Annotated in this window: 22 protein-coding genes; 12 read left to right on the forward strand and 10 right to left on the reverse strand. The window is 39.4% G+C overall.

Annotated elements, in window-relative coordinates; all coding sequences use genetic code 11:
• Positions 1-47: 47 nt before the first annotated feature.
• Positions 48-1,367, forward strand: coding sequence for a thiolase family protein (locus tag EHQ62_RS16495; protein WP_135644839.1), 1,320 nt, complete (start codon positions 48-50; stop codon positions 1,365-1,367).
• Between the two features lie 239 nt (positions 1,368-1,606).
• Here EHQ62_RS16495 and EHQ62_RS16500 read toward each other — a convergent pair whose 3' ends face one another.
• Positions 1,607-2,473 (reverse strand): hypothetical protein, encoded by an 867-nt coding sequence (locus EHQ62_RS16500; protein WP_135644841.1) that lies wholly within the window; start codon positions 2,471-2,473, stop codon positions 1,607-1,609.
• A gap of 118 nt (positions 2,474-2,591) precedes the next feature.
• Between EHQ62_RS16500 and EHQ62_RS16505 the strand changes: the two genes are divergently transcribed.
• Both EHQ62_RS16505 and EHQ62_RS16510 read left to right on the forward strand, forming a co-directional pair.
• Positions 2,592-3,437, forward strand: a complete 846-nt coding sequence (locus EHQ62_RS16505) for an SH3 domain-containing protein (RefSeq protein WP_135644843.1) — start codon at positions 2,592-2,594, stop codon at positions 3,435-3,437.
• Positions 3,438-3,443: 6 nt separating this feature from the next.
• On the forward strand, positions 3,444-4,694 hold the full coding sequence (locus EHQ62_RS16510) for a phospholipase C/P1 nuclease family protein (RefSeq protein WP_135644845.1): 1,251 nt from the start codon (positions 3,444-3,446) through the stop codon (positions 4,692-4,694).
• A gap of 2 nt (positions 4,695-4,696) precedes the next feature.
• On the opposite strand, the gene EHQ62_RS16515 is transcribed toward EHQ62_RS16510, so the two are convergent.
• The 3 genes from EHQ62_RS16515 to EHQ62_RS16525 form a co-directional block, all read right to left on the reverse strand.
• On the reverse strand, positions 4,697-5,077 hold the full coding sequence (locus EHQ62_RS16515) for a DUF2237 family protein (protein WP_135644847.1): 381 nt from the start codon (positions 5,075-5,077) through the stop codon (positions 4,697-4,699).
• 156 nt (positions 5,078-5,233) lie between these two features.
• Positions 5,234-6,436 carry a M23 family metallopeptidase gene (locus EHQ62_RS16520; protein ID WP_135644849.1) on the reverse strand — a complete coding sequence of 401 codons (1,203 nt, stop codon included), beginning with the start codon at positions 6,434-6,436 and terminating at the stop codon, positions 5,234-5,236.
• Complete coding sequence (locus EHQ62_RS16525; RefSeq protein ID WP_244241821.1) at positions 6,436-7,608, reverse strand: M23 family metallopeptidase; 1,173 nt, start codon at positions 7,606-7,608, stop codon at positions 6,436-6,438. Before EHQ62_RS16525 ends, EHQ62_RS16520 begins: the two co-directional genes overlap by 1 nt.
• A gap of 128 nt (positions 7,609-7,736) precedes the next feature.
• On the opposite strand from EHQ62_RS16525, the gene EHQ62_RS16530 reads away from it, so the two are divergent.
• Positions 7,737-8,474 carry a glutathione S-transferase N-terminal domain-containing protein gene (locus EHQ62_RS16530; protein WP_135644853.1) on the forward strand — a complete coding sequence of 246 codons (738 nt, stop codon included), beginning with the start codon at positions 7,737-7,739 and terminating at the stop codon, positions 8,472-8,474.
• Here EHQ62_RS16530 and cutA read toward each other — a convergent pair.
• The gene (gene cutA, locus EHQ62_RS16535) at positions 8,444-8,767 is read right to left on the reverse strand and encodes a divalent-cation tolerance protein CutA (RefSeq protein ID WP_135644855.1); all 324 of its coding nucleotides are present in this window, start codon (positions 8,765-8,767) and stop codon (positions 8,444-8,446) included. The two genes, EHQ62_RS16530 and cutA, sit on opposite strands and share 31 nt — an antisense overlap.
• Positions 8,768-8,818: 51 nt before the next feature.
• Here cutA and EHQ62_RS16540 point away from each other — a divergent pair, with 51 nt between their 5' ends.
• A complete protein-coding gene (locus tag EHQ62_RS16540) occupies positions 8,819-9,607 on the forward strand; it encodes an NADase-type glycan-binding domain-containing protein (RefSeq protein ID WP_135644857.1) in 789 nt (262 codons plus the stop codon).
• A gap of 11 nt (positions 9,608-9,618) precedes the next feature.
• On the opposite strand, the gene EHQ62_RS16545 is transcribed toward EHQ62_RS16540, so the two are convergent.
• Positions 9,619-10,677, reverse strand: coding sequence for a hypothetical protein (locus EHQ62_RS16545; RefSeq protein ID WP_135644859.1), 1,059 nt, complete (start codon positions 10,675-10,677; stop codon positions 9,619-9,621).
• Between the two features lie 99 nt (positions 10,678-10,776).
• Positions 10,777-11,871, reverse strand: coding sequence for a DegT/DnrJ/EryC1/StrS family aminotransferase (locus EHQ62_RS16550; protein WP_135644861.1), 1,095 nt, complete (start codon positions 11,869-11,871; stop codon positions 10,777-10,779).
• Positions 11,872-12,005: 134 nt separating this feature from the next.
• Between EHQ62_RS16550 and EHQ62_RS16555 the strand changes: the two genes are divergently transcribed.
• From EHQ62_RS16555 to EHQ62_RS16565, 3 genes are read left to right on the forward strand one after another with little or no spacing between them, the layout of a single operon-like run.
• Positions 12,006-13,280 (forward strand): valine--pyruvate transaminase, encoded by a 1,275-nt coding sequence (locus tag EHQ62_RS16555; RefSeq protein WP_135644863.1) that lies wholly within the window; start codon positions 12,006-12,008, stop codon positions 13,278-13,280.
• Positions 13,277-15,595 (forward strand): hypothetical protein, encoded by a 2,319-nt coding sequence (locus EHQ62_RS16560; protein ID WP_135644865.1) that lies wholly within the window; start codon positions 13,277-13,279, stop codon positions 15,593-15,595. The genes EHQ62_RS16555 and EHQ62_RS16560 overlap by 4 nt, the downstream gene beginning before the upstream one ends.
• Before the next feature lie 48 nt (positions 15,596-15,643).
• Positions 15,644-17,911, forward strand: a complete 2,268-nt coding sequence (locus EHQ62_RS16565) for an arginine/lysine/ornithine decarboxylase (RefSeq protein WP_135644977.1) — start codon at positions 15,644-15,646, stop codon at positions 17,909-17,911.
• Positions 17,912-18,145: 234 nt separating this feature from the next.
• Here EHQ62_RS16565 and EHQ62_RS16570 read toward each other — a convergent pair whose 3' ends face one another.
• Positions 18,146-18,787: a hypothetical protein gene (locus tag EHQ62_RS16570; protein ID WP_135644867.1), complete on the reverse strand. Its 642-nt coding sequence runs from the start codon at positions 18,785-18,787 to the stop codon at positions 18,146-18,148.
• A 10-nt stretch (positions 18,788-18,797) separates the two neighbouring features.
• On the opposite strand from EHQ62_RS16570, the gene EHQ62_RS16575 reads away from it, so the two are divergent.
• On the forward strand, positions 18,798-19,820 hold the full coding sequence (locus tag EHQ62_RS16575) for a calcium/sodium antiporter (protein ID WP_244241822.1): 1,023 nt from the start codon (positions 18,798-18,800) through the stop codon (positions 19,818-19,820).
• Here the strand turns inward: EHQ62_RS16575 and dprA are convergent.
• The gene (gene dprA, locus EHQ62_RS16580; protein WP_135644871.1) at positions 19,810-20,733 is read right to left on the reverse strand and encodes a DNA-processing protein DprA; all 924 of its coding nucleotides are present in this window, start codon (positions 20,731-20,733) and stop codon (positions 19,810-19,812) included. The genes EHQ62_RS16575 and dprA overlap by 11 nt on opposite strands.
• 11 nt (positions 20,734-20,744) lie before the next feature.
• On the reverse strand, positions 20,745-21,662 hold the full coding sequence (locus EHQ62_RS16585; RefSeq protein WP_135644874.1) for a tetratricopeptide repeat protein: 918 nt from the start codon (positions 21,660-21,662) through the stop codon (positions 20,745-20,747).
• Between the two features lie 50 nt (positions 21,663-21,712).
• Between EHQ62_RS16585 and EHQ62_RS16590 the strand changes: the two genes are divergently transcribed.
• The 3 genes from EHQ62_RS16590 to EHQ62_RS16600 are packed head-to-tail and all read left to right on the forward strand — an operon-like array spanning position 21,713 to position 24,250.
• The gene (locus EHQ62_RS16590; RefSeq protein ID WP_135644876.1) at positions 21,713-22,141 is read left to right on the forward strand and encodes a GNAT family N-acetyltransferase; all 429 of its coding nucleotides are present in this window, start codon (positions 21,713-21,715) and stop codon (positions 22,139-22,141) included.
• On the forward strand, positions 22,138-22,911 hold the full coding sequence (locus EHQ62_RS16595; RefSeq protein WP_135644878.1) for an SDR family NAD(P)-dependent oxidoreductase: 774 nt from the start codon (positions 22,138-22,140) through the stop codon (positions 22,909-22,911). The genes EHQ62_RS16590 and EHQ62_RS16595 overlap by 4 nt, the downstream gene beginning before the upstream one ends.
• 1 nt (position 22,912) lies before the next feature.
• The gene (locus EHQ62_RS16600; RefSeq protein ID WP_135644880.1) at positions 22,913-24,250 is read left to right on the forward strand and encodes a DUF445 family protein; all 1,338 of its coding nucleotides are present in this window, start codon (positions 22,913-22,915) and stop codon (positions 24,248-24,250) included.
• Positions 24,251-24,256: the final 6 nt, after the last annotated feature.

Below are 24,256 nucleotides of genomic sequence, written 5' to 3' on the forward strand. Positions count from 1 at the left end.
TGTTTAGGTAACGTAAGTTAGAAGAAAGAAAGGAAGAAGGATTTTATATGAAAGTAACACAAAAGATTGTACTCGCAGCACCTGCACGAACTCCTTTTGCACAAATTGGCAAGGCGCTCGCACAGTATCCAGGCCACCACTTAGGTAAAATTGTTGGTGAAGAAGTGATGAAACGCAGTGGTTTAAAACCAACTGACATTGACGGAGTGATTGTAGGAGAGGGTTTTGCAAATGCACCAAACTCTGCTCGTGTGATTGCAAACCTCATGAACTTACCTTTAGAAATTCCTTGTTTAACAGTGGCAAACAACTGTGTATCAGGACTGGAAGCAGTTGCAGAAGCATCTCGCCGTATTATGTTAGGTGAAGGTGAAGTATTCCTAGTGATTGGTGAAGAATCTCAAACTTCTATGCCTTTCGTTGTGAAAAATGCACGCCTTAACAAAAAAACTAACAGCTTAGATTCACTTGTAAAACTCCTTCCAAACGACCTTCCTGAAGGTGTGGAACTTCGTGACACATTAGAAGATGGTCTTGGTGATGGTGAAACTTCTTACGGGATGCAAGTAACAGCAGAAATCCTCGCACAAAACTACGCTCTCCCACGTGAAACCCAAGACAAAGTGGCTTACGAATCTTTCAAAAGAGCATTCGAAGCAACACAAGAAGGACGTTACAAACCATATATCATGGAAGTAAAAGACGATGAAGGAAACCCACTCCAAGCGGACGAAGCAGTTCTCCTCCGTGAAGGTCTTGTGAAAAACCCAACTCGTATGGGTCGCGCAATGCTTATGTTTGATAACCCAGCTATGAAATTTGATGCTTGGAAAGAAAAGTACGGTAAAGACTTAAAAAAATCTCATGGCCCTACTGTTTCCATCTTCAATGCAAGCCCACGTTCTGATGGAGCAGCGGGAATCATCGTCGCTTCTGAAGCAGCAGCAAAAAAACTCGGACTCAAAGCAGAAGCAGTGGTAACAGGTTTCAAAATGAAAGGTGTTGCACCAAACCTAATGGGACTTGGACAAGCAGAAGCAACTCTTGGTCTTCTTGAAGAAGTTGGCGAAAAAGTGGAAAACATCGATGTAATCGAAATCCACGAAGCATTCGCAGCAACTGCTGTGGCAGCTCTTGAAGAAATCAAAATCAGAACAGGATTTGATTGGGAAAAGAACTTTGATGCCAAAAAGATCAATCCAAATGGTGGATCCATCGCCATTGGACACCCGTTTGGTGCGACAGGGGTTCGACTCCTTCACAACGCGATCATGGACTTCCATGAAAACAAAGATGCAAAGAAAGTTCTCGTAACTGCTTGTGCACATGGTGGGATCGCAGGATCAATGATTGTAGAAAGACCATAATGCGAATCTAAAATTCCATTATGTTCGATCGAAAGATCGAAGGAAAAAGCCAAGGGTAACCTTGGCTTTTTTTTTGGGGGGAATTTTTTAAGGAAGAGAAAGTTGCAAAAGGTGAACTCTTTTGAAAAGAATTTTGCATTTTGGCAAAGGGGATTGAAAGTAAAGAGAGGATGTGGTAGAGAGGACGTATTGGGTGGCGGGTGGTTCACCCCACCCAATACAGGGCGGGGACTGTGGACTCACAACTTCCCTCCAAACCGCGCAAGCATCGGCACGATCCCATCCCTCGTTTGCCTTGCTGTATCATACCCAGGGAATGTCTTATACAACTTCAGGTAAAATTGTTTTTCAATTCGTTTGTTGCCTAAATTCGTTTTCTCTAATATATCTTTCGTAAACAAATGAAACTCAAAGTATCCATTTTTAAATTTGCCATCCAATCCCAACTTACCACCAACTTTTATTCGAATTGGATGTGTTAACTGAATCGCATCAAAAGTTTTTTCATTCGTAGAACCAATAGACTTGGAAATGGTAAACGATTCTTTCATCTCCATTTCATGAAAGTCTTTATAGGTTGGATATTGGATCAAAACTTTTCCTTCCCGACGAAACTCCACCAAATAAGATAAAATTTCTGTATTCTCCAAATCGAATGGCTCTATATCAATTGTTAGATGGTGGTCCAATATCTCCGATGACCTTGTTACAATATTTCCTTCTCGTTTCCCAATGATAACAATCCGATTGCTTGCAGATGGAACAGAAAATTTAAAAACAGTCCCTGGCTCAGGTAAATCTTTCCCTGTGACGGTGAGTGGGTGGTGGATCGGTGTTTGTGTGATTGTATTGGTATCTACAATCTTTGTTTCATCTTCATTCTCTAAATGAACATCCGACAGATTCAATTTTAAACTTTGTTTGGATTTAAAAAGCTCCGAATTTTTAAACTTTGCGATGGCGAGCCTTTGCATAACAACAACGAGAAATAAAACTGCAACAAATAATACTAAAACGAATACCCAAGTCTCATAGGTGTTCATCTTTTCTTCCAAGATACGAATTTGATCTAACGAATACGGTTTCAAAATTTGTCCAAGTATCATTCGGTATCCTTTCTAAAACGAAACCTCTCTTTCAGTATCGACCATCTGGAATCAGAAAAAAACCAATTCCATCGAAAAGAGATCGACTCAACTTTCTAACTTTCCTAATTTTTACACTATGTCGGCTTATTCTACCTACGTAATTCTCCTGATTGTTCTCTTTGTATCTCCCCTTTTTTCCGAAAACCATTGGGATGATTACATTGCTGAAAAAAACATAGGATCCACCTATCATGTATTTGGTGACAATGTGAACTTAAGAGAATCAGGGAATCTCAATGCAAAAGTGATCCAAAAACTCAAATTGGGACAGACCGTCAAAATCCTTTCAAAAATGAACCAAACCTTAGAACAGAATTCAGTAAAGGAATATTGGTACCAAGTGCAAACGGAATCTGGTAGTGACATTGGTTATGTTTGGGGTGGGTTTATCTCTGACTATTCGTTCCCAATCAAAGATGCATTAGTGTTGTGTAAGAACTTAGGTGTTAAAACACGCAAACTCGAATTAAAAATCATCCGCGATTCCAATCTAATCAGCCAAGGCTCATGGGAAGTTGGACCTATGAGTAATGAAACTTGGGACAACACCATTTACGATGAAAAACGTTTTTCACCAAGGCCAAATGCATTATTTGCTATTAAATTTTTAATCTTTTCAGAAATTGAGTATGGTTATTCAAATGAACAATTATTCACTTTTGACCAAAATTTCAAAATACAACCGCAATTCTCTTGGAACCCAGGGGCTTGTGATCCGCCAGCTTGTTCCGAGTCATGGTTAATCTTTCCAAAGGATACACTCCCTGAAGATAAAAAAATTATGCGAAAATCCATTTTAGGAAAAGAGAACACAATCATTGAACTGATGCACAGTTTCGATATTGATGAACCAAACCAACATGACTATTACCAATCCGAATACCTTTGGAACGGACAAAATTTCCAAAAAAAGGAAAATTAATTACCTATGAAAAAACATCTATTTGTTTTCATCTTAATCACATTCACCTACCCAAGTTTTGCATGGAACAACCATGCTGGGATTACCTATCTCATTTTAAAGGACCATTGGAAAAACCAAACTCCCCCACAGGTAAAAGTAGAATCACTTAACTCTTTTTTAAAACAAGAAAAAGATTCAATACACGAGGTACTTTCCCTTTCGGAAAATTGGGCATTACAAAAACTTCCCCACCTAACAAAATCAAGTGACAACTTAAAATTTTCTCCAAAAAATTCCGATTCGGATTTGGTTGTACAATTTTACAGAGCACTTAGGGTGAACCCAAACCATAAAGCTGCGCTTTATATCCAATCTGTGCCACCCACTGAAGGAAAAAAATTGCCTTTGGATGAACTCACCACCTTACATGAAAAAGGAAAATTAGTGAATGAAACATTTATCTCTTTGAGTGAAGGAGATACAATAGGAGCAGATCATGTGCTGATTTCAGCAACGGATGAGCCTGATTATGATTTAGACCTTCACTTATTCGAAGATAACAATAGTGAGGTGGGAAAATTGTATGGTTTTGGCCTACAACCTTTCGGGAATCCAGCGGTTGAGTATTCCTCGCAAGCGCCTTTCCACATGGGATTTTTTTATGAACCAAAAATCATTTTCACATTAGCAGGATTTCTAAAAAAAACTTACCCGGAACTTCGGATCCACCAGTTTAGTGAACTTTCCAAATTAGCCTTCCGTAAAGGACATCCTTATTGGGGGTATAGGTTCGCTGGATGGGCCCTCCATTACATCCAAGACTTAACACAACCTTACCACTCTTCTGTGTTGCCTAGAGTCAGTGCAGCAAAACAAATTGGTGTTCAACTAGTATCTTTTGTTGGATACCAAAAACCAAAAAACAATATGATCGAGTTTGTTTCCGGACGCCATACCTTAATCGAAGAGTACCAATACTATCTCATCAAAAACCTAATTTTATCTAAAAACTGGAACCACCCCGTTGTCTCTTCCATCATGAATATAAGTGAAAATGAAAAAAGAGAATGGAAGGGTTATGATGATGTTCGAACAAATGTGTGCAGAGAAGCATACGATGCTGGTGACCCAACCGATGAACAATTGGAAAACCTAAACATCACAAAATACGAGGTATTGTATGAAGAAAACCATCCAATCCATTCCATTTTAGGCAGCCTTCTAAAAAATACTTCAAAACATACAAGAGCCTATTTGGATCAATTAAAGATGTAAATTCAATCGATAATTTCTACCGCAAACCTCTCCAATAATTCCAATGGAATGATCTCTAACGCACGTTTGTGGGTAGATTCCAAATACACTTGAGGGGCCACACCATTGCGGTAGGCTTCCAACCACCTAGAAGCACAAAGACACCATCTTTCCCCAGGTTTGACTCCGGGAAATGCATACTGGGGCCAAGGTGTGATTAAATCATTCCCTGAAGCTTTTTGCGATTCTAAAAATTCTTTTGTAGCGAGCACACATACCGTGTGAGAACCAAAATCTTCTTCAGAGGTATTACAACATCCATCACGAAAAAAACCCGTCAATGGATCTGTGGAGCAAGGCAAAAGTGGTCCACCTAAAACGTTAATTGAGTCATCCATATCCATAGCAATTGTTATGGAAACTGGATGGGCGATGGGAGGAAAGTTGTTTCTAATCCTTTACTTAGAAAAAAGAAGGGGGTTTGCACCCCCGTAGTACGACCAAATGGTCTTGGAAAGCCCATGGACATACTACTACACATACATTTACTTGTCAAACGATTACGGCAAAACTTGGTAGAAAAATTTCTTTTTTTCAACCCCATCAACTTTGATGAGCATTTGCCAATTCCCCACAAAATTACGATTTTTGGGAATCTTAAAGAGCTGATATTCAAAAATATTCGATTTTTGGATTTGCCAGTTTTTGTAATATGGCTCAACCTTTCCCGTATCAATCGACAAAAATAATTCAACTTGTTTTGATGTAGGCCTAATAAAATCAATTTTTAATGCGAACTGTTCGCCTAATCGAAATTTTGTGTCGTTACATTGGAATCGTTCATCTTGTTCTGTCACTCGACACAACAATATTCCATCTTCCAATAAATCAGAATTTGGTGGATCAATTCCTTTTACCGGATGCCAATACAAATACAAATGGTTCAAATACTCCCGATCGGAAAACTGTGTCTTAAAAAATGTAGGAATCGTTTCGATTGTTGCACCCCTACTTGGTTTTTGAACTTCAAAATGCAAATGAGGTCCATCCGAATAACCAGTATTCCCTGAATATCCAATCAATTGTCCCTCTTCCACATAATCTCCTACGTTAACCACTGCTCCGTCTTTTTTTAAATGAACATAATTTCCAAGTGTCCCATCATCATGTTGGATTAAAATAAAATTTGCTTTAGAAAAAAGATCCTTTCGAAGTCCACCCTCTGAATATTTTTTTACTACTTCAGCTACCCTTCCTTTTCTCGATGAATGGATTGGAGTTCCAATCGGCAAAATAAAATCCAATGAATACTTTAGATTTCCGTAATGCGTAAACTTTCCATTATATCCTTGACCAATTCTTGCACGAATCCCCTTCGCAAATGGTAAAGAATAAGTAACACGATCATCATGGACGGCATCCCAATCTCCCCAATAATCCAATGCCGAAAAAGAATAAAAAGTTTCTTTAGATTCATCTTCCACTATGAATCGAGTGATTAATATTGGTTCAGCATTTCTAATTACATAGTATTGAGGGAATTGAAGATTCGTTTTTAAATTTTTAACAGAAAGATTAAGTTCAACAGAACGAAGAATACCAACATTTGCTGATTGGTCTACCAAAAAGAAATCGAATCCATTTTCAACAGGTACCAAATAAGTACAAAGATGATTTGGTAAACAAATTAATTTAACATCTCCGGAAGGCTCAGGGTACAATCCTGAGACAAAAAAACATAAAAACAAAATAAACTTTTTCACTATAGACTCGTTAATTGGAACTCAATTTTTTTCTGCAAATTTCCATTGGACCAAATACTCAAAACCCATTCTCCATCAACTGGATCCTGAAAATCTTGAATTGGGATCATAAAAGTACTGATCCAATCTTCTTTTTTTGTTTCCCATGCATATTCATATCGAATTGCAGATTCTTTTTTTTGCAACTGCAATTGAAATTTATGTACATCAGGCCTTAAGATTGGAACCAATACATAGATAGGAGATAGTTTTGAAAATGATGTTTGTTTACAACTTTCTTCTGTGATAACATCCAAACGGTCACAGATAAAAGTTCCTTCTGCATCCAATACTTTTTTTTCGATTGGACTTCCGAATTCCCTTTTCCATAACAATGCTCCTTCCGTGAGGGTTTCTGCTTCGAAAACTTGGGTGCGAAACTTTGTAGGAATAGTTTTTTTCCGTAAGGATTTTGTTGGTTGGTAAACTTCGAAATGGAGATGGGGGCCTTCACTATAACCAGTGTTTCCCGAATGGCCAAGGACAGTTCCAAGACTCACCTTTTGGCCAATTTTCACAAGGACACCTCTATAACGTAAGTGTGCATACTCAGCAATGGTTCCATCATCGTGCAGGACTTTGATATAATTGGCAGATTCTTTGAATTTTGGGTCTAATCCACCTTCAATGTTTTTGTCTTGGGTATCAATAACTAACCCAGGCCGTGCCGCTAAAATTAGTTCATCCTCTTGTAACCCAAAATCAATTGAGTAGCGATTGTCGCCTGTATGACTTTTCTGACCAAAATAACTCTGGGACACTCTCACTTTCAGTTTCGAATCAAAAGGTAAATCATAAATATAACTAGAATTATGTTTCGACAAAAAATTTCCGAGAATCCATTTGTATTGAATTTTGTATGATATTTTTTTCTTTTTAGAAATGGTTTTCAGTTGGAACAATTTCACCTTCCGGTTTCCACGTAGAACAGCTAACAGCGGAAGTGGTTTATTACTTTTCATATTTACCATCACAGCACTTACCGATAGGGAAGTATCTGTATGTTTGGTTGCAATTTTATTATGGAAGTAAACGTCTACACCGTTCAGAGTGGAAACGAATTCGACGCAAACACGCTCCATCGAACAATAAGATTGTGGTTCTTCAGCAAATAAAAACCCAAATGGGATCATGAAAAAACAGCAAAACCAAAATCTCATAAAGGTAGGTTCAAAATAAACAAACAAAAGCCATTCGACAATCCATTTTCCAATTGAAAAACATAGTTGCCTAAAGAATTATTTTTTATGAAAGTCGACAGATGAGTGCAAAGCTTTATACATTTCCAATTTCTCATTTTTCAGAAAAGGCAAGATGGGGTTTAGATTTAGCAAATTACCCGTACGAATTAAATCCATTAGTCCCAGGCCAACACATCCAAACTTTAAAACCACTTGTAAGCGATTTGTATGTTCCCGTTTTAGAAACAGATTCGGGTATTGTCCAAGGTTCTGGAAAAATTTTAGATTTGGTAGAAGAAAAGGCCTTTGGTTCTAAAGCGAGCGCCGAAGAAAAAGAAATGGAAGAGGAAATTGACAATAAAATTGGAAAAAGTTTACAAACCTTATTGTATCACTTTATCTTAGATAATCCCGAAATTGTTGGTAAACTGTTTTTATTAACTCCCAAATCCTTGTCGGAAACTGTTGGTCCTCCAGAACATTTTGATTTAATTGCCTTATCTCTAAAACGTCGTTACAAAATCACAAACAAAAACTTAGAAGTCGTCAAACAGGCTTTAGATGAATGTTCCAAAAAACTAATTGAAATTTACAAAACAAATAAGTATTTTAATGGAAAATCATTTGGAAGAGTTGACTTAACTCTTGCTAGTCTGATGGGAATGCTTGCGGAACCGAAGGAATCACCAGCTTACCCTTGGTTTAGCTCCGTAAAAATGCCAGATTCTTTTCTAAAGTGGAAAGATGATTTGGAGTTTGATCTTCTCTTTCTTAAAATCAAAGAATTTTACAAAGATTTCCGAATCCAATCCAAATAATCTTTATTCCCACTGAGAATGGGCCAAACCACGATACAAGGTGTTACATAAGAATGGATTTCTCCTAGCCTTTGTATCAGTGGTTCGGATTTTTCTTTAGTTGTTTTGAATAGGCATACTGTTTCCATCGATTCTTCCAATGTATCATTCCAGACATAAATCGATTCCATTTTGTCGATCAGATTTGCACACGCGATCAATCGTTCTCCAATGAGAATTTTTGCACACTGTTTTGCTTCTTCTTTGTTCGGGAATGTGGTATAAACTGTCACAAATTCGACTTCCAAATCCATAAATATTATTTCCTACTTGCTCTTTCCATTAGATCCTTATGATTTTGCTTTATGAATCTTCGTTTTTTTAAATCGGCATTACTCATTTTTAGCATTTGTCTACCACTCGTTTCAGAATCATTAAATCCCCCTACCATCAGTTCTACAAGCCAACTCCAACCAAAATCTAAAAAATACATCCCTGTTTTTGCCATGGATGGAAAACTAAAAACAAGTTGGGCAGAGGGTGTGGAAGGAGAAGGGATCGGGGAATCACTCCTCATCAAATACAAAAACCCCATCCATTTCCGATCTCTCGCCATATACAATGGATTTGGAGATCCAAAACTATGGGCCGCAAATAACCGAGTCAAAAAGTTAAAAGTCACAACAGAAACTGGAAACGAAGAAATTGTTACACTAAAAGATTCACTCTCAAGACAAGTGATCACTTTTAAAAACGAGATTAAAGCAAAAGAGATTTCTTTGACCATACAAGAAGTTTACAAAGGAACCAATACGGAAAATACAGCAATTGCAGATTTGGTTTTTGATTCAGAACAAGCTGGTTCCGCACTTGTTCCACCAAAAAACACTTGGGCTATCGGAAAATGGAAAACAAAATCCAATATTGCAAGGATCCAATTACACAATGACGGAACTTGTGAAATGGGTTACGAAACAGCAAAAATGTTATGCACTTGGACAGAAAAAGGAGAAAAGGTCATTGTTAGCCTAGAAGCAACCTTACCGCTCACCAATACTGATATCTTAGAAATCAAACGTAGAGGGAACGTCACTTCACCTACGATTGAAATCAATGGTAAACATGAATTTATCTTAAACCAAGACGAAGTGTAATGAAACTTACTTTAGGTTGTCTCTACCCAAGTTGACCAAATTGTTTCCACCACAGTAGTTTCATTTTCTACTGTGGTTTCAAAATACAAAACCGCATTTTGATAAGCCTTCCCCGAAAGATCTCTAACTGGTGTTAACAGTATGAGTTCACCATTTAGCTCTTTTTCTAATTTTTGAATGGTTTCCCATTCATCAAGTTTTCCTTGTTTTGGATAAGGCAAAACCAAAAGCCCAGAAACAGATTGAAGTTTTGTTTTTCTTTTTTTCCGAACTTCCCACAAAATTCGACCAATCGAATAACGAAAATTAAATTCAGAAACAGGTTGTACTTGCGTAATACCATTTTCTCTAAATAAAAATCCATCAATGGCACAAGGACCAGAATATTCCTTCGGAATTAAATTGTTTAAGTTTTTGACCAAATCATAAACCAAAGGAAGGAAAATAGGTTCGTATTCGTTCTCTCCTCCCCCAATCCGAATCCCACGAAATCCACCATCCGGATCGATCCACATTGATGTGGATGTCAGGTAAAAAAATTCACCTTCTTTCACATCCCAAAGCGTTGAAAAATCAAAATACCGGGTTTCTCCCACCCAATCCTCACAAACAACAGGAAATCCAAACAATCGTTTTTGGACTTGAGACAACTTCCATGAATCAGAAGGGGTTTTAAAGATGATATGATTCCTTCCTGCAAGTCCGTATTCACTCTTTAATACAACGGGTAGTTTTGCCTCTTCCATTTCAGCAAACAGATGTTCTTCGGATGTAATCACTTTGGCAGGGAGTGGGGAATAGTGTTTGCGAAAATCTAGTTGTGTGACCTTTGAATTTAAATACCGAGCCATTTCCAATTGAATGGGATCAATTTGGAGTTCACCTTCTTCCCAATTGTGACGTTTCCCCCATTCAATGAGAGTCACATCTCCTAACAATCCTCCCGCTTGGTATGGGATACCTGGTGTGAACCCCTTCTCTTTCCAATGAGAATACAATGTTTCACTAGGAAGTTCCTCTACATAAACATAATCTTCTTCATTTGTGATGGGGAAAAAAAGTTTTTCCAAACAACGATTCCTCCTTTTTAAAGAGGAATCGAGATTCAGTGGAGAAGAATGGAGGCGATACTCAAATAATGAGTCGAGGTAGTATAACTTTGGCACCAATCAATAGATGCGTCGGATGGCGGTTGCTATCCTTTGCACATTATCTTTTGTTAAGTTAGGATAAATGGGAATACAATGTCCTCTTTGGAATAACCTTTCAGCATTTGGATATTCTAAATGGTTTTCTTCCAAAACTCGATGGAGTGGTTCCTCTACGGTTCGTTGTGTTCCAATATGAATGGATTTAAAATACCTTTGGATCTCTTCATAATTTTGTCCAGAAACAACAATCGGGAACCTTTGGAACGTATCTTCATTTGGATTTTGGAAATAGGTTTCAAGGCGTGAATTTTGCACTGCTTGTAAATACGCAGATGCAATTTTTTTCTTACGTTCTAAAATCACTCCGAGTTTAGACAATTGTTCGATCCCTAAAGCAGCTTGGTAGTCTACTAAGTTATAATCATACTTTGGCTCACCAAAATTACGTTTGGCGGAGGAACCTGATTTATAAGACTTAACACTGTTGGCTAATTGACTTTCTGCTGTGATGATCATCGCACCGTTTCCTGTTGTGATGATGTTTTCAGCACTGAGTCCACAAATGGCGATCTTTGATTGTTTGCCTACTGTGATGGATTCAGAAGTCGCACCAATGGCTTCTGTGAAGTCTTCGATTACTTCCAAGCCTTCAATGGAATATTCATGCAAACGAATTAGGGATCCAAAACTATGATCAAACAATGCAAACTTTGCGCCGGATTCATTTTTTTTACGTAAAAACTCTTCTGGGCAAAGATGGAAGGAATTGCGTTTCAGATCCACTATGACTGGTTTTGCTTGGATGAGAAAAATGGCGTCCAAAGCCGAGATCGGTGCATAACTTGAAAGTAACACAGAATCCCCTGACTTTACACCTAACGCAAGTAATGCGAGGTGATAAGCAGATGTTAACGAATTGGTAGAGATTGCATATTTAATTTTGAATGTATGGCAAAAGGTCTTTTCAAATCGTTCTACGATCTCGCCATTGGAAAGGTGTTCTTCCACGAGACATTCTAAGACACCTTTCAGATCTTCTCTCGAAAGGGTAGGTTTGAAGAATTCGATGTTTTTTTCTTTTCGAATTGGTCTTTGTATTGTTTCGGTGCTCATCCAACAGCACTCCTCTATATTATGTCACTTAAGTACTCGATTCGTGAATTATGTCACTTCATTTTTCGAAATGCGAACATAATTTTATAAAATCCCGAGAAAATTGGTTCTGAGTGGACAAAGTTCTAAAAAAAATGACCGAAACCATGGACCAAAAACACTCCCGTAGGGCCAAACGCCTCCGCGAAAACCAAGGAATCCGATCCCTTATGGAAGATTTGGGAAAACAAACGGGCCACCCCGATGAAATCCCTCTCGGTGGAGGCAATCCCGCTCACATCCCAGAAGCGGAAGCGGTATTCCACGAAACCTTTGCCAACTTGACTAAAGATCCTGCCTTTCGTTCCTTACTTGGTGACTACCAAGCACCCATTGGCAACGACCACTTCCGAGAAATTGCAGCAGAATCCCTTTCTTCGCATCTCGGTGCAAATTTAAGAAAAGAAAACATCGCCTTTTTTAATGGCAGTCAAAATGCCTATTCCTATCTTCTCAATTTGCATTCAGGTATCATGGCAGATGGAAGTTTTAAAAAAATACTTTTGCCAATTGTCCCAGAATACATTGGTTATGCGGACCAAACCATATCGGAAGGTGTTTTTGTAGCAAACCCACCAAACGTTATCCAAACGGGAAAAAATCGTTTTCGGTATGAACTCAACAAATCGTCATTCGATCTGACTGACGTGGGAGTCCTTGCCATTTCTAGGCCAACCAATCCAACGGGGAACGTGATGAATTTATCCGATCTCGAATGGATGGAAGGAAAAACAAAAGAACAAAACATTCCCATTCTCATCGACTTGGCTTATGGGAATCCCTTTCCAAACCTGATTGGGAAAGAAGATCCAATCCATTTTGGTGAAGGACGAACCCTTTCCTTAAGTTTTTCTAAAATTGGATTACCTGGTGTGAGATTGGGCATTGTGATCTCTAATGAGGAAACCATCGAAATACTCTCTTCCTTTGCTGCTGTAGGTAATCTTGCTGTTGGAAATTTAGGAGTGTTTATGATGGAACAACTCTTCCAAAAAAACCTCCTCTCCCAACTCTCCGCAAACATCTTACGTCCGTTTTATGAATCTAGGCGTGATTTCGCATTAGAACAATTCACACTTGCGTTTCAAAAAATGGGTGTTGCATTCGAAATCCATGACCCAATGGGAGGTTTTTTCCTTTGGATACGGTTTCCCAAACTATCGATTTCCAATCACCAATTGTATCACCTTTGTAAAGATAAACGACTCTTCATCGTATCAGGACATTATTTCTTTCCAGGACTAAACACTGATTTTTCGCATACGAAAGAATGCATACGTTTGACATATTGCCGTAAGGAAGAAGAATTAGCCAGGGGAGCCCAAATCCTTGCTGAAATTGTGGCCTCTCACCAGGCGAAATCCGAATGAGCGAAGATAGCATCGATTTATCAGACACAGTCTTAGAGAATCCTTCCTCCAAGGATGAATCTTCTTCCGAAAGGCCTTCCGCTCAATCTTATATTTTTTTATCGGACTCCGTTGGGAGCCTGACTCCCACAGCTCGTTGTATCCTGGACGAACTGAAAGACTGGCACAAACGTGTGGAAAAACATGGAAGTAAGGAAAAACATGCATCCTACCTCATGACTGTGGACAAACTTCCCGAAGCACTTGGAAAGTACACAAACCTAGGAGCGCAAGGCAGATCTGAAAACTCCATCCACCATGCACTGCGCCAAATTTTAGACATAGACCACCGTGGCCAAAACAGGGCCGCCTATGCATACCCTTATCTCATACGAAACGGCAGTAAAATCTCTTCTAAAATTGCCCTCGTAGCACCACAAAACGAGAATAAGACGGACACCCAACCATATAGACAAGCTTGTTTTCGATTTTCACAAGAACTCATCAAAGTATTACTCGAAAACCGAGCCAAAAAAGGAAGGAATTGGGACGAAGAAAACCCGGGAGCCTTACTTTTACAAAAAAACAAAGATGGAAATACTTGGTTGTACCCTAAGTTAGGTTCTCTCGAAGCAGAAATCTCTTCGCTTGTTAGAAAAGGATTTGGGAACTTACCTTACATCCCAATGCCAGATTTTTTACAGGACTTCACTTTGTTTGCTCGAGAACAAAACCTTGCCCTACCGATTTTATCAGATTATCATATCGTTATCGACGAACTCAATATTTTACCCGATGGAAGTTTCAAACGACTGCCTGAAGTAGTGAACCAGATCCTTGCCCACTTAAATGGATTGGAACATTTTACAAAAGAACAACTCACCAAACTTGCTAAAGATGCAAAATACGAATCCTTTTTGGCTCAGTTTAACGAATACACAGCAACTCCAAAATTTTCATCCTTAGAAGCTAAGATGAATCCGGAAGAGGAAGTGAAAAAGTTTTTATCCATCATTGAAAACTTTCCTTACCCCGTAGAAAAAAACAACAGATCTCTTTCGATCAAAGAAACAATAGACCTTAGTGTTAAAATTTTAAAACGCCTTTCTGAAGAAAAGGGATCTGTATTAACAAGAAAGGATGATAACATCTACGGAACGGTTAAAAATGCCGTTATCAGCAAAATCCCCGAACATACAAAAAATCATAATACACTGCTTCGCATCAACTTTGAAGAAGAAGTTGCTAATGCGGGCATCACTGCACCTGAAAAAGTATCTGAATACATCAAACGTTTGAAAGACGATGTTTTGTCTGAACATTCCTATCATGAAGAAAAAACTCCAGATGGCAGGTCGGTGTATTATGTGGTGGACCATGGGTATATGGCTGCGGTCATTCACAAACTTGCGTTTGAAGGGAGAACCAATCCCGAATACAAAAAACAATTGGGTTATGCCAAAATCATCAACCATAAACTTTCCAACCCAAAACACCCAGGTCTCAATAGCAAACTCAAACCCGAGTTAATCGCCAAACTCAATGCCGATGTGAAAAACATGGAAGTGGAGGAGTTGGAAAAAGAAAGATCCAACGAAATCCGATCTCGTTTTAATGTGGTGCCAGGAATTTTAACCTTTGTGGTAAGCACAATGATTTTCATTACAGGTGCATATTACCTACGTTCGGCGATGCCAATCTTTTTTGGAGTTCCTTTTTCAGTGGTGCTAGGGTTTTTAGCTGCCATCTACTTCAGAGAAAAAACAACAGAAGAAATTCGAGAAGATATCAAAAACTCAGGAAAGTTTTCAGGTGTGGGTGATTGGGGAAAACCAAGTTATTCATCTGGTTCCACCCCAAGTTACGAAGAAGAACAAGAAACAAATAAAAAAGAAGAAAAACTTTCCCATATATACAAAGCAGCAGACAATTTTGTTTTTCCAAAACGTTTTAATAAAATCACAGACAAAGTGTTAGATCCTAAATCTTTACGTTCACGCATTTACGAAAATTTAGATAATATCAAACGAAATAACATGACCCTGGCCAAAGAAAAGGACGAGGACAAAGTTGCATCCACCGTTGAATATGCAGTTTTACAATCTGTTTCGACCATTGTCATACCCGACGATGTGGCTGTCCGAGACCTGCCAAACACCATCCTCATCAACCGAAATGATATGAAATCTGCCCTTTTCCGAAGCCAATTGGCAGATTTTTACCGCGAAGAGATGAATAAAAAGAAGTTCGATAAAAAATTAGTCAAATACTACACCTATCTCATCAACACCGTTGAGATGGAGTATTACAAATACCTTCCGAAAAAACGAGTTTAGAAACTAAAATCATTTGATTCTCTGTGGGACATACCTCCTATGGAGTTGATGTATCAAAACGGTATCGTACAATTTCCTATCATCATCATTGATGAAGATTTTCGTTCCGAAAATGCCAGTGGTCTTGGCATTCGAGCTATTGCAAAGGCCTTAGAAGGGGAAGGGATCGAAGTTCTGGGTGTGACCAGTTACGGAGACCTCACGAGTTTTGTACAACAACAGAGTCGGGCATGTGGGTTTATCCTTTCCATCGATGATGAAGAATTCACACCGGAAACGGAAGGTGAAGTACCAGATGCACTCCGCCAGCTGAAAGACTTTGTCACCCAAGTGCGCCACAGAAACGCAGACATCCCACTCTTTTTATATGGGGAAACAAGGACAAGCCGCCACATTCCCAACAGTATCTTAAAAGAACTCCATGGCTTCATTCATATGTTTGAAGACACGCCTGAGTTTATGGCACGTGCCATCCATAGAGAAGTAAAATCATATTTAGATAGTTTACCACCTCCATTCTTTCGCGCACTTACGCAATATGCACATGATGGAAGTTATAGTTGGCATTGCCCTGGCCACTCAGGTGGTGTTGCTTTTTTAAAAAGTCCTGTAGGCCAAATGTTCCATCAGTTTTTTGGTGAGAACATGTTACGAGCTGACGTATGTAATGCGGTAGATGAACTAGGCCAACTTCTAGATCATACTGGACCAATATCAGCCAGTGAACGAAATGCCGCGAGGATTTTCCAATGTGACAGTTTGTACTTTGTAACAAATGGAACTTCCACTTCCAATAAAATTGTTTGGCATAGTACGGTTGCTCCTGGCGACGTTGTAATCGTTGACCGCAATTGTCACAAAAGTATTTTACATGCCATCACGATGACTGGGGCCATCCCCGTATTTTTAATGCCAACAAGAAACCATTTTGGGATCATTGGCCCGATTCCCAAATCCGAATTCACTTGGGAAAACATCCAAAAAAAGATCGCAGAACACCCGTTTGCAAAACATGTTAAAGGGAATCCACGAATTCTTACCATCACCCAAAGTACATACGATGGAATTTTATACAATGTCGAAGACATTAAATCAGAGTTAGATGGCAAAATTTCAACCCTCCATTTTGATGAAGCATGGTTACCACATGCTGCCTTCCATCGTTTTTACACTGGAATGCATGCCATTGGTTCAGACAGGCCTCGTCCGAAAGAAAGTATGATCTTTGCCACACAATCCACTCACAAACTTCTCGCAGGTTTGTCACAAGCAAGCCAGATCCTCGTCCAAAACAGTGAAAAAGAAACCTTAGATCGAAATTTATTCAACGAAGCATTTTTAATGCACACAAGTACAAGTCCACAGTATGCCATCATTGCCTCTTGCGATGTGGCTGCAGCTATGATGGAATCTCCTGGTGGGAATGCTCTTGTCGAAGAGTCCATTGAGGAAGCTTTGGATTTCAGACGTGCGATGCGAAAGGTTGACTTGGAATTAGAAGAAGATTGGTGGTTTAGTGTTTGGGGACCAGAGGCCCTCGCCGAAGAAGGTGCAGGCGAACGGGATGAATGGATCCTAAAGGCAAACGATCGTTGGCATGGATTTGGTGACATAGCGGAAGGATTTAATATGTTAGATCCGATCAAAGCCACTGTCATCACTCCTGGTATGAGTGTGGAAGGGGAATTTGCTGATTGGGGGATCCCTGCTCTAATCCTCACCAAATACTTGGCGGAACATGGAATCATCGTAGAAAAAACAGGACTTTATAGTTTTTTTATCATGTTTACCATTGGGATCACAAAAGGCCGATGGAATACCATGGTCACCGAATTACAACAGTTCAAAGATGATTATGATTCAAACCAACCTCTTTGGAGAGTGATGCCAAAGTTTACGGCAGCCTATCCAAAATATGATCGGATTGGATTACGAGACCTTTGCCAATCCATGCATGAAGTCTATCGTGCAAATAACATTTCTCACCTAACAACTGAAATGTATTTGAGTCCTATGATCCCTGCAATGAAACCATCGGAAGCATTTGCCAAAATGGCCCACCGCGATATCGAACGAGTTCCGATTGATGAATTGGAAGGAAGGATTACCTCAGTACTCCTCACTCCCTACCCACCGGGAATCCCTCTCCTTATCCCTGGCGAAAAATTTAACTCAACGATCATTCGGTATCTACAGTTTGCACGTGAGTTCAATTCAAAGTTCCCTGGATTTGAGACTGACATCCATGGACTTGTAGAAGAAAAATCAGAGACAGGCCACCTAACGTATTTCGTAGATTGTGTGATGGAATCCTAAAAAAAGATTTTTAAGTACGCATACGATGGTTTCTAAAACCAGAGGGTGTTTGCCAAATTACCCTTTGGTTTTAGGAAACGGATTCCCAAGACAAAGTACGAACGTATCACCTGCCGAAAACAATTCCGTACATCACTCGATTCGATGGAATGATTCGATTCCATCCTACACTTCCATCCAGAAGGAGCAATCCATCACAAGCAATCAATGTACTTGGTTTACGATATCCATCCATCATTCCCATTCCATCATCCGGACTACATCCTTTAGGCAATCTTCTCGAACGGAAATTTCTGATTTGGTGATCGGTAATCCTGAATACCATTTCCCATCCGGGAATTTTAAATCCACCCAATAGGTAAAGAGTGTGGTCTCTCCATTATTGTTTTTGATTTCGATATTGAGAAGTTTGAGATCAGATAAACCCGTTTCTTTATAAAAGACTTCTCCGTTTTTGGTGCGGATACGGATTTTTTTGGGAAGCATTTCATAGGTGGTTCCTTTTTTTTCTTCCCGTTTTAATTTGAATTCCCAAGAATCAATTTTGATGGAATCAAGTTCATTCACGTTTAATTTTTTTTTGTATAAAATCCCATCTTTTGTATGTTCAAAGTGAATCACCTGACTACCGCTAGTTGATTCACCACGGACGGTCCGTCCATCGCACAAGGTCAAATTCAAAACCTTGGGTTCTCCCGATTCTTTATCCCCCCTTGCATTCCTTGGTTCCTTGGATTCTTCGCTCGGCATCGTGGGAAGGTTTGGTTCTTTCGGGATTCGTGGTTCTCCGAAGGCGGGCGAAAAAAAACAGAGGGTCCCGAGCCAAAGAAAGAGTCGCAGGCGGAGTAAGTAGTCCATATTCTGACCTTTATCCATGGATGCATTTTTGACTGCAACTTTTCAAACCCTTCCCTTACCCGTACTCGTCCTTGTGATCATAGGTTCCATCCTTGTCCTTGGGAAAGCCGCTGATGTTTTAGTAGACGAAGCTGTTTCCTTATCCGCAAGATGGGGTGTTCCTAAAATGATCATAGGAGCAACGATTGTCAGTTTAGGAACCACACTTCCCGAAGTTTCGGTTTCCGTTCTCGCCGCATTGGAAGGGAATCCAGGAATTGCCCTTGGGAATGCAGTGGGATCTATCATTTGTGACACGGGACTCATCCTTGGCATTGCCATCCTCATCTCCCCACCTGACATAGACAAACGACTCGTGAACCGCCAAGGTTGGATCCAAGTACTCAGTGGATTTTTACTTGTGTTTGCAGCTCTCCCTTGGTCAAACCTAACTTCTGTTTTCTCAACCGGTGGACGCATCGACCAAGGAACCGGGATTGTATTTTTAATTTTACTTGGTGTTTATGTGTATTTGAGCATTCGATGGTCACGTTCAAAACCAGGTGAAGTGGAAGCTGGTCTTGATGACACAACAGAATATGACGAGTCTCCATTTTGGGTCATATTTTTGAAACTTGTTGTGGCAATCACTCTTGTCATTTTGTCTTCCAAAGTCTTAATCCCTTCTGTCCAAGAAACAGCCATTCGGTTGTCTATCCCTGAATCCATCATCGGTGCGACACTCGTTGCGTTTGGAACAAGTTTGCCGGAACTTGTGACAGCCATCCAAGCTTCAAGGCGTGGCCACTCGGAACTTGCAGTCGGTAATATCATCGGAGCCGACATTTTAAATGTATTGTTTGTTTCGGGTGCTGCGGCAGCTGTCACGAGAAATGGACTCGAAGCTCCTGTGAGTTTTTTCAGTTTTTATTTTCCATCGATGCTCATTGTATTAGTTTTATTCCGATTAGGGATTGTCTTTTCAAAAGACAAGATCAAACGCCCGTTTGGCGTATTTTTACTCATCGTGTATGCAATCGCAACGGTTGCTGGATTTATCTTTAAAGGATAAATTGGATATCACTCACCTCCTCTTTTTGCAAAAAATGGGAGGTGTTTTTTTGTTTGTACCACTCTTCATAACCCACTACCTTAGATTCGAACGTATCTCCTCCTATTCCAGTTGTTTCCGCATAGAGCCCTTCAGCACCTTGGCGGATTAACATCTTACCACCTTCATTATCAAATTGTTTGGGATGATCAAAAACAAAGATTTCCCGATTTTGTTCCATGGCACTCATCGCAGTGGAGATAGTTCCCGATTTTTTACCAGATTCCATAATATAAACCTTCTTGGATAACCCAGAGATCACCCGATTGCGTTTGGGAAAAGTCCAACGGGCAGGTTCCGTGTACAATAAAAATTCAGAGATTAACAATTGTTTGGGATCTGATTTGATTTTTTTGTAAAGGTCACGATTGCCTGGTGGGTATTCTATACCAAGTGTGGTGCCAAGCACTCCAACAACTGGAATTCCTAACTCCAAAGCACTAAGGAATGCTTGCCTATCGATCCCAAGTGCCATACCAGAGACAATGGCAACTGCTTCTGATTTGGAAAGTGAGCGAACGAGTGACTTCGTTGCCGTGAGTGAAACAGGTGATGCCTTTCTTGTACCCACAATTGCAACAAGGTTCCTCTGTAACACGTTCACATCTCCCAAACAAACTAAAACGAGTGGGGGATCAAAAATTTCCTTAAGTAACTTGGGATAATTCTTGTCATCATAGGGAAGAAGGAACCATTCAGGATTTTTCTGTTTTTCCCAATCCTCACATTCTTTTAGCCAAACTTGCCAATCTTCTTCGGGAAAAAATTTAGGTAATCTTTGAAACAAAGAATCATAACTTGGATAATCTCGCCAAATCTTAGTTTTGCGTAAAAAAGAGGATACCTTGGGATGACCCAATAGGGAAACTACCACATGGGATTAGGTCAGTTAGATTTGTTTTGGGCCCCAAGAAGACTTAAATTTTTTAAAACATTTTTATAAGACGAGTTTTCTTCCAATGGTTCGCGGATGTTTCCATTTTCTTTCATTTGTTCTAAGATCGATTTGATTCTAGTATATTCTTCGTAAGCAAGTGAGGATTTCCCTATTTGGTAAAGGAAATTCGCCTTTGCAAAACGAGTAGGTACATTATACGGTTCTTTTCTCAAAATTTGATCTAACAAAGAAAATGCGGTTTCAACTTCATCATAACCACTCGAAAGTTTTCCATTCCACGCTTCGTCTTTTAATGAAGAATCAAAATATACCAATGCCAATTGGAATGGGAAACGAGAATCGTCCTTATCGAGTTTTGCCAATTGTTTAAAAAGAGAAATCGCACGACTCCTTCTTGTTTGCTCCCAACCCATATCTTTGGAAGCATTTGCATACGCTACAGCAGTCTCATATAACAACTGCTTATCTAATTTACCGGATTGGATGGCTTTTTCAAAAAATGGTAATGCGGATTCATACGAATGGATTTCAAATCCACCTTGTTTTGCATTGGGAATGGATTCCGTGACCGCTTCTTCATAATAACGAACACCCAAATCGGCAGAACCCGCCCTCATATAAGCACGTGCGATTTTCCAAGAGAGGGCCGCCGATTGGTTGGATTTTTGCACCAACTTACGGATTCGTTTTTCCATCTCTTCCATTTCGGCTTCTTCCAAAGCCAATTTTTCTTTCCAATTGACGATGTCTTTTTCAGAGGTTAACTCACCGCCAATTCGTTTGCGGTATCTGGATTCGGTAAGTGATTTCAGGTATTCGCAACCACAGAAAAAAAAGAGCAAACAGAAAGGTAACACCCACTTTCGTAAGAAAACCAAGGAAAACTCGCTGTTTTTTGTGCCCATCGGTTCGATTTTAGTTTCTTTCTTTTGGATGAAAAGAAAAAAATGTGATTATGTCTCTTAGTTTTCGTAACCTAGGTGAAGGGGATTTGAACCAAATCTTAGATTGGGAAGAATCCTGTTTTCCTGGGGAAACATGGACAGAGAAAATGATCCAAACCCATTTGGAATTCCATGTGGCTTTTGGAATTGGAAACCCAGAGATCCAATGTTATGCGTTAGTATGTGAAACTCCTTGGGAAATTGAAATTTTTAGGATTGCTACTCTTCCGAATTTCAGGAAACAAGGAATCGCAAAACAAATGTTAGAAAATCTTTTTCAAAAATTTCCCAAAAAGGAATTTTTTTTAGAAGTGAAGGAATCCAATGAACCAGCAATCAAACTGTATTTGTCTGTTGGTTTTTTGGAACTGGAGAGACGTAAAAAATATTATCCGGACGGATCAACTGCCGTTCTAATGAAGAGGAATCCCATCGAATGAAAAATGCATATGTAACTGGCGCATCACAAGGAATTGGCAAGGAATTTGTTAGAGCACTCGGCAAAGAGTACAATGTATTTTTAATTTCTAGAACAGAATCCGACTTAAAAAAAGTGATTTTAGATTTAGAACCATCATCGAGAGGAATGCTTAAATATTTTGCTCTTGATCTCACAAAAAAAAAGGATGTTGAGGAACTTGCGAGTATCATAGAAAAAGATAAGGATGCAGAGGTATTGGTAAACAATGCAGGATTTGGAACTGTTGGAGAATTTGCGGCCCTTCCCCTCGAAAAAGAATTAGATGAAGTTAATTTAAATGTAAAAACTTTGGTCCACCTCAGCCACACTGCCCTCAATCGATTCAAAAAAAATAAAAAAGGATTTTTGATCAATGTAGCATCTATTGCTGGTTATTTGCCAGCTCCTGGCAGTGCGATTTATGCCGCAACAAAGGCCTTCGTAAAATCCTTCACGGAATCCATTCACGAAGAAGCAAAAAACTATGGCATCCATGTCCAAGCTTTATGCCCTGGTCTTACTCATTCAGACTTCCATCAGCGTGCCGGCATCAACAAGTCAAAATACCCATCGTTTATGTGGCAGAATGCAGACGAAGTCGTAGAAGAGTCGTTAAATGCACTTAAATACAATGAGGCAGTTTGTATTACAGGTAGTTTTAACCAAGGTGCCATCACTGTATCAGAACTCATCCCTCGTGGTTTTTTGCGGAAACTCAGTGGAAGATATTTAAAACTAGAAGAGGAATAAAATGGATGTTGCAAAACTAGATACTTGGTATCGTAGACTCCTTGTTTTATCTTCTATTGTTTGTGGTGGATTTCAAGTATACTACGAAGGGAATCTATGGATCAATGCAACCTTTGTTGTGCTCATGGCGGGAATGGTGGGTTATTATACCAACTTCCTTGCGATTAAAATGTTATTCCAACCGAAACATGGAAAGGTGCTCGGATGGTCAGGCCTTGTTCCCAAAAACAAATCTAAAATCGCCAAATCCTTAGGGGAAAGTATCCAAAGCAATTTATTACACCCAGACATCATCCTTGCCTATATTTATGAAAGGAATTTGGTGGAGACAGGCATCCAAAAGATAGTCAAAGAGATCGATGAAGCCATCCACAACGAAGAAATTCGTACATTGCTTGTCACAAAAATTATATCCATGTTAAAGGAAAGAGGGCCAGAAATTTTAGAGGTTATCTTTGATTTTTCAGAAGAGACCATGAAAAAAATGGCAGAACGTCCCGAAGAAGTGCAGAAACTTTGGGAGTATACAAGAAACCGTCTAACATACTATCTAACGGAAGAAACCAATCGTGAAGAACTTGGGCAACAACTCCGCGTCATTTTACTCGAAGAAATGCCAAAACTTGCAAACCTTCTGAACGAAGGATTGGAAGAGTATTTAAAAACAAGGAGTACACTGGGTAAAATTGGGATCGGTGTCAAAAAAATATTTTCATTCAACGAAGATGCCATCCGCGAACTATTAGAACGATTTGTGAAAGATCCAGAAACATCCGATCAATTTATGAAAATGATGGATGATATGATGGCAGGTTTACAAGAAAGACTCAACTCCAAAGAAACACAAGAGTTCATCACTGGAAAAATTTCCAATTGGTTGGAAGCAAGTGGTGATTACGCCAGGCAAAATCTATTGCCATCAGGAATTGAACGCCTGCAAGCTTACCTGGATGATCCAAACAACTGGGAAGAGATCGAAAAAAATTTTTTTCGCGCTGTTGATTGGGTAAAAAAACGCCTACTGGAATTTATGAATAGCGAGGAAGGAAAGACCTATCTCAAAACCAATATTGAAAAGTTTGTTCATAATATCAATGTGACAGCACTAGTCGAAGAAAGGGTGATGGCTCTTGATACCGATGACTTAGAAAAAATGATTTTAGATAATACCGGTGGTAATCTCGTCGTAATACAATTTTTAGGTGGAATCCTTGGGATGATTGCGGGTCTCATCCAGGTTCATATCTATTTTGCAGTTCCTGTTGGCGCATTGGTTTTGGTTACATACATTGCACATTACCGTAACCAAAAGAAATTTAATACTCAAATGGAGTCCTAAAAACAA

It is taken from the genome of Leptospira jelokensis (genome assembly GCF_004769635.1).
Lineage (GTDB): Bacteria > Spirochaetota > Leptospiria > Leptospirales > Leptospiraceae > Leptospira_A > Leptospira_A jelokensis.

Bases quoted from the DNA above. Each gene is read 5' to 3' on its own strand.
- EHQ62_RS16500 (WP_135644841.1), bottom strand. From the start codon at position 2,473: ATGATACTTGGACAAATTTTGAAACCGTATTCGTTAGATCAAATTCGT.
- EHQ62_RS16550 (WP_135644861.1), bottom strand. From the start codon at position 11,871: ATGAGCACCGAAACAATACAAAGACCAATTCGAAAAGAAAAAAACATC.
- cutA (WP_135644855.1), bottom strand. From the start codon at position 8,767: ATGGATTTGGAAGTCGAATTTGTGACAGTTTATACCACATTCCCGAAC.
- EHQ62_RS16510 (WP_135644845.1), top strand. From the start codon at position 3,444: ATGAAAAAACATCTATTTGTTTTCATCTTAATCACATTCACCTACCCA.
- EHQ62_RS16555 (WP_135644863.1), top strand. From the start codon at position 12,006: ATGACCGAAACCATGGACCAAAAACACTCCCGTAGGGCCAAACGCCTC.
- EHQ62_RS16570 (WP_135644867.1), bottom strand. From the start codon at position 18,787: ATGGATAAAGGTCAGAATATGGACTACTTACTCCGCCTGCGACTCTTT.
- EHQ62_RS16540 (WP_135644857.1), top strand. From the start codon at position 8,819: ATGAATCTTCGTTTTTTTAAATCGGCATTACTCATTTTTAGCATTTGT.
- EHQ62_RS16530 (WP_135644853.1), top strand. From the start codon at position 7,737: ATGAGTGCAAAGCTTTATACATTTCCAATTTCTCATTTTTCAGAAAAG.
- EHQ62_RS16505 (WP_135644843.1), top strand. From the start codon at position 2,592: ATGTCGGCTTATTCTACCTACGTAATTCTCCTGATTGTTCTCTTTGTA.
- EHQ62_RS16525 (WP_244241821.1), bottom strand. From the start codon at position 7,608: ATGATCCCATTTGGGTTTTTATTTGCTGAAGAACCACAATCTTATTGT.
- EHQ62_RS16515 (WP_135644847.1), bottom strand. From the start codon at position 5,077: ATGGATATGGATGACTCAATTAACGTTTTAGGTGGACCACTTTTGCCT.
- EHQ62_RS16590 (WP_135644876.1), top strand. From the start codon at position 21,713: ATGTCTCTTAGTTTTCGTAACCTAGGTGAAGGGGATTTGAACCAAATC.
- EHQ62_RS16495 (WP_135644839.1), top strand. From the start codon at position 48: ATGAAAGTAACACAAAAGATTGTACTCGCAGCACCTGCACGAACTCCT.
- EHQ62_RS16600 (WP_135644880.1), top strand. From the start codon at position 22,913: ATGGATGTTGCAAAACTAGATACTTGGTATCGTAGACTCCTTGTTTTA.
- EHQ62_RS16560 (WP_135644865.1), top strand. From the start codon at position 13,277: ATGAGCGAAGATAGCATCGATTTATCAGACACAGTCTTAGAGAATCCT.
- EHQ62_RS16595 (WP_135644878.1), top strand. From the start codon at position 22,138: ATGAAAAATGCATATGTAACTGGCGCATCACAAGGAATTGGCAAGGAA.
- EHQ62_RS16565 (WP_135644977.1), top strand. From the start codon at position 15,644: ATGTATCAAAACGGTATCGTACAATTTCCTATCATCATCATTGATGAA.
- EHQ62_RS16585 (WP_135644874.1), bottom strand. From the start codon at position 21,662: ATGGGCACAAAAAACAGCGAGTTTTCCTTGGTTTTCTTACGAAAGTGG.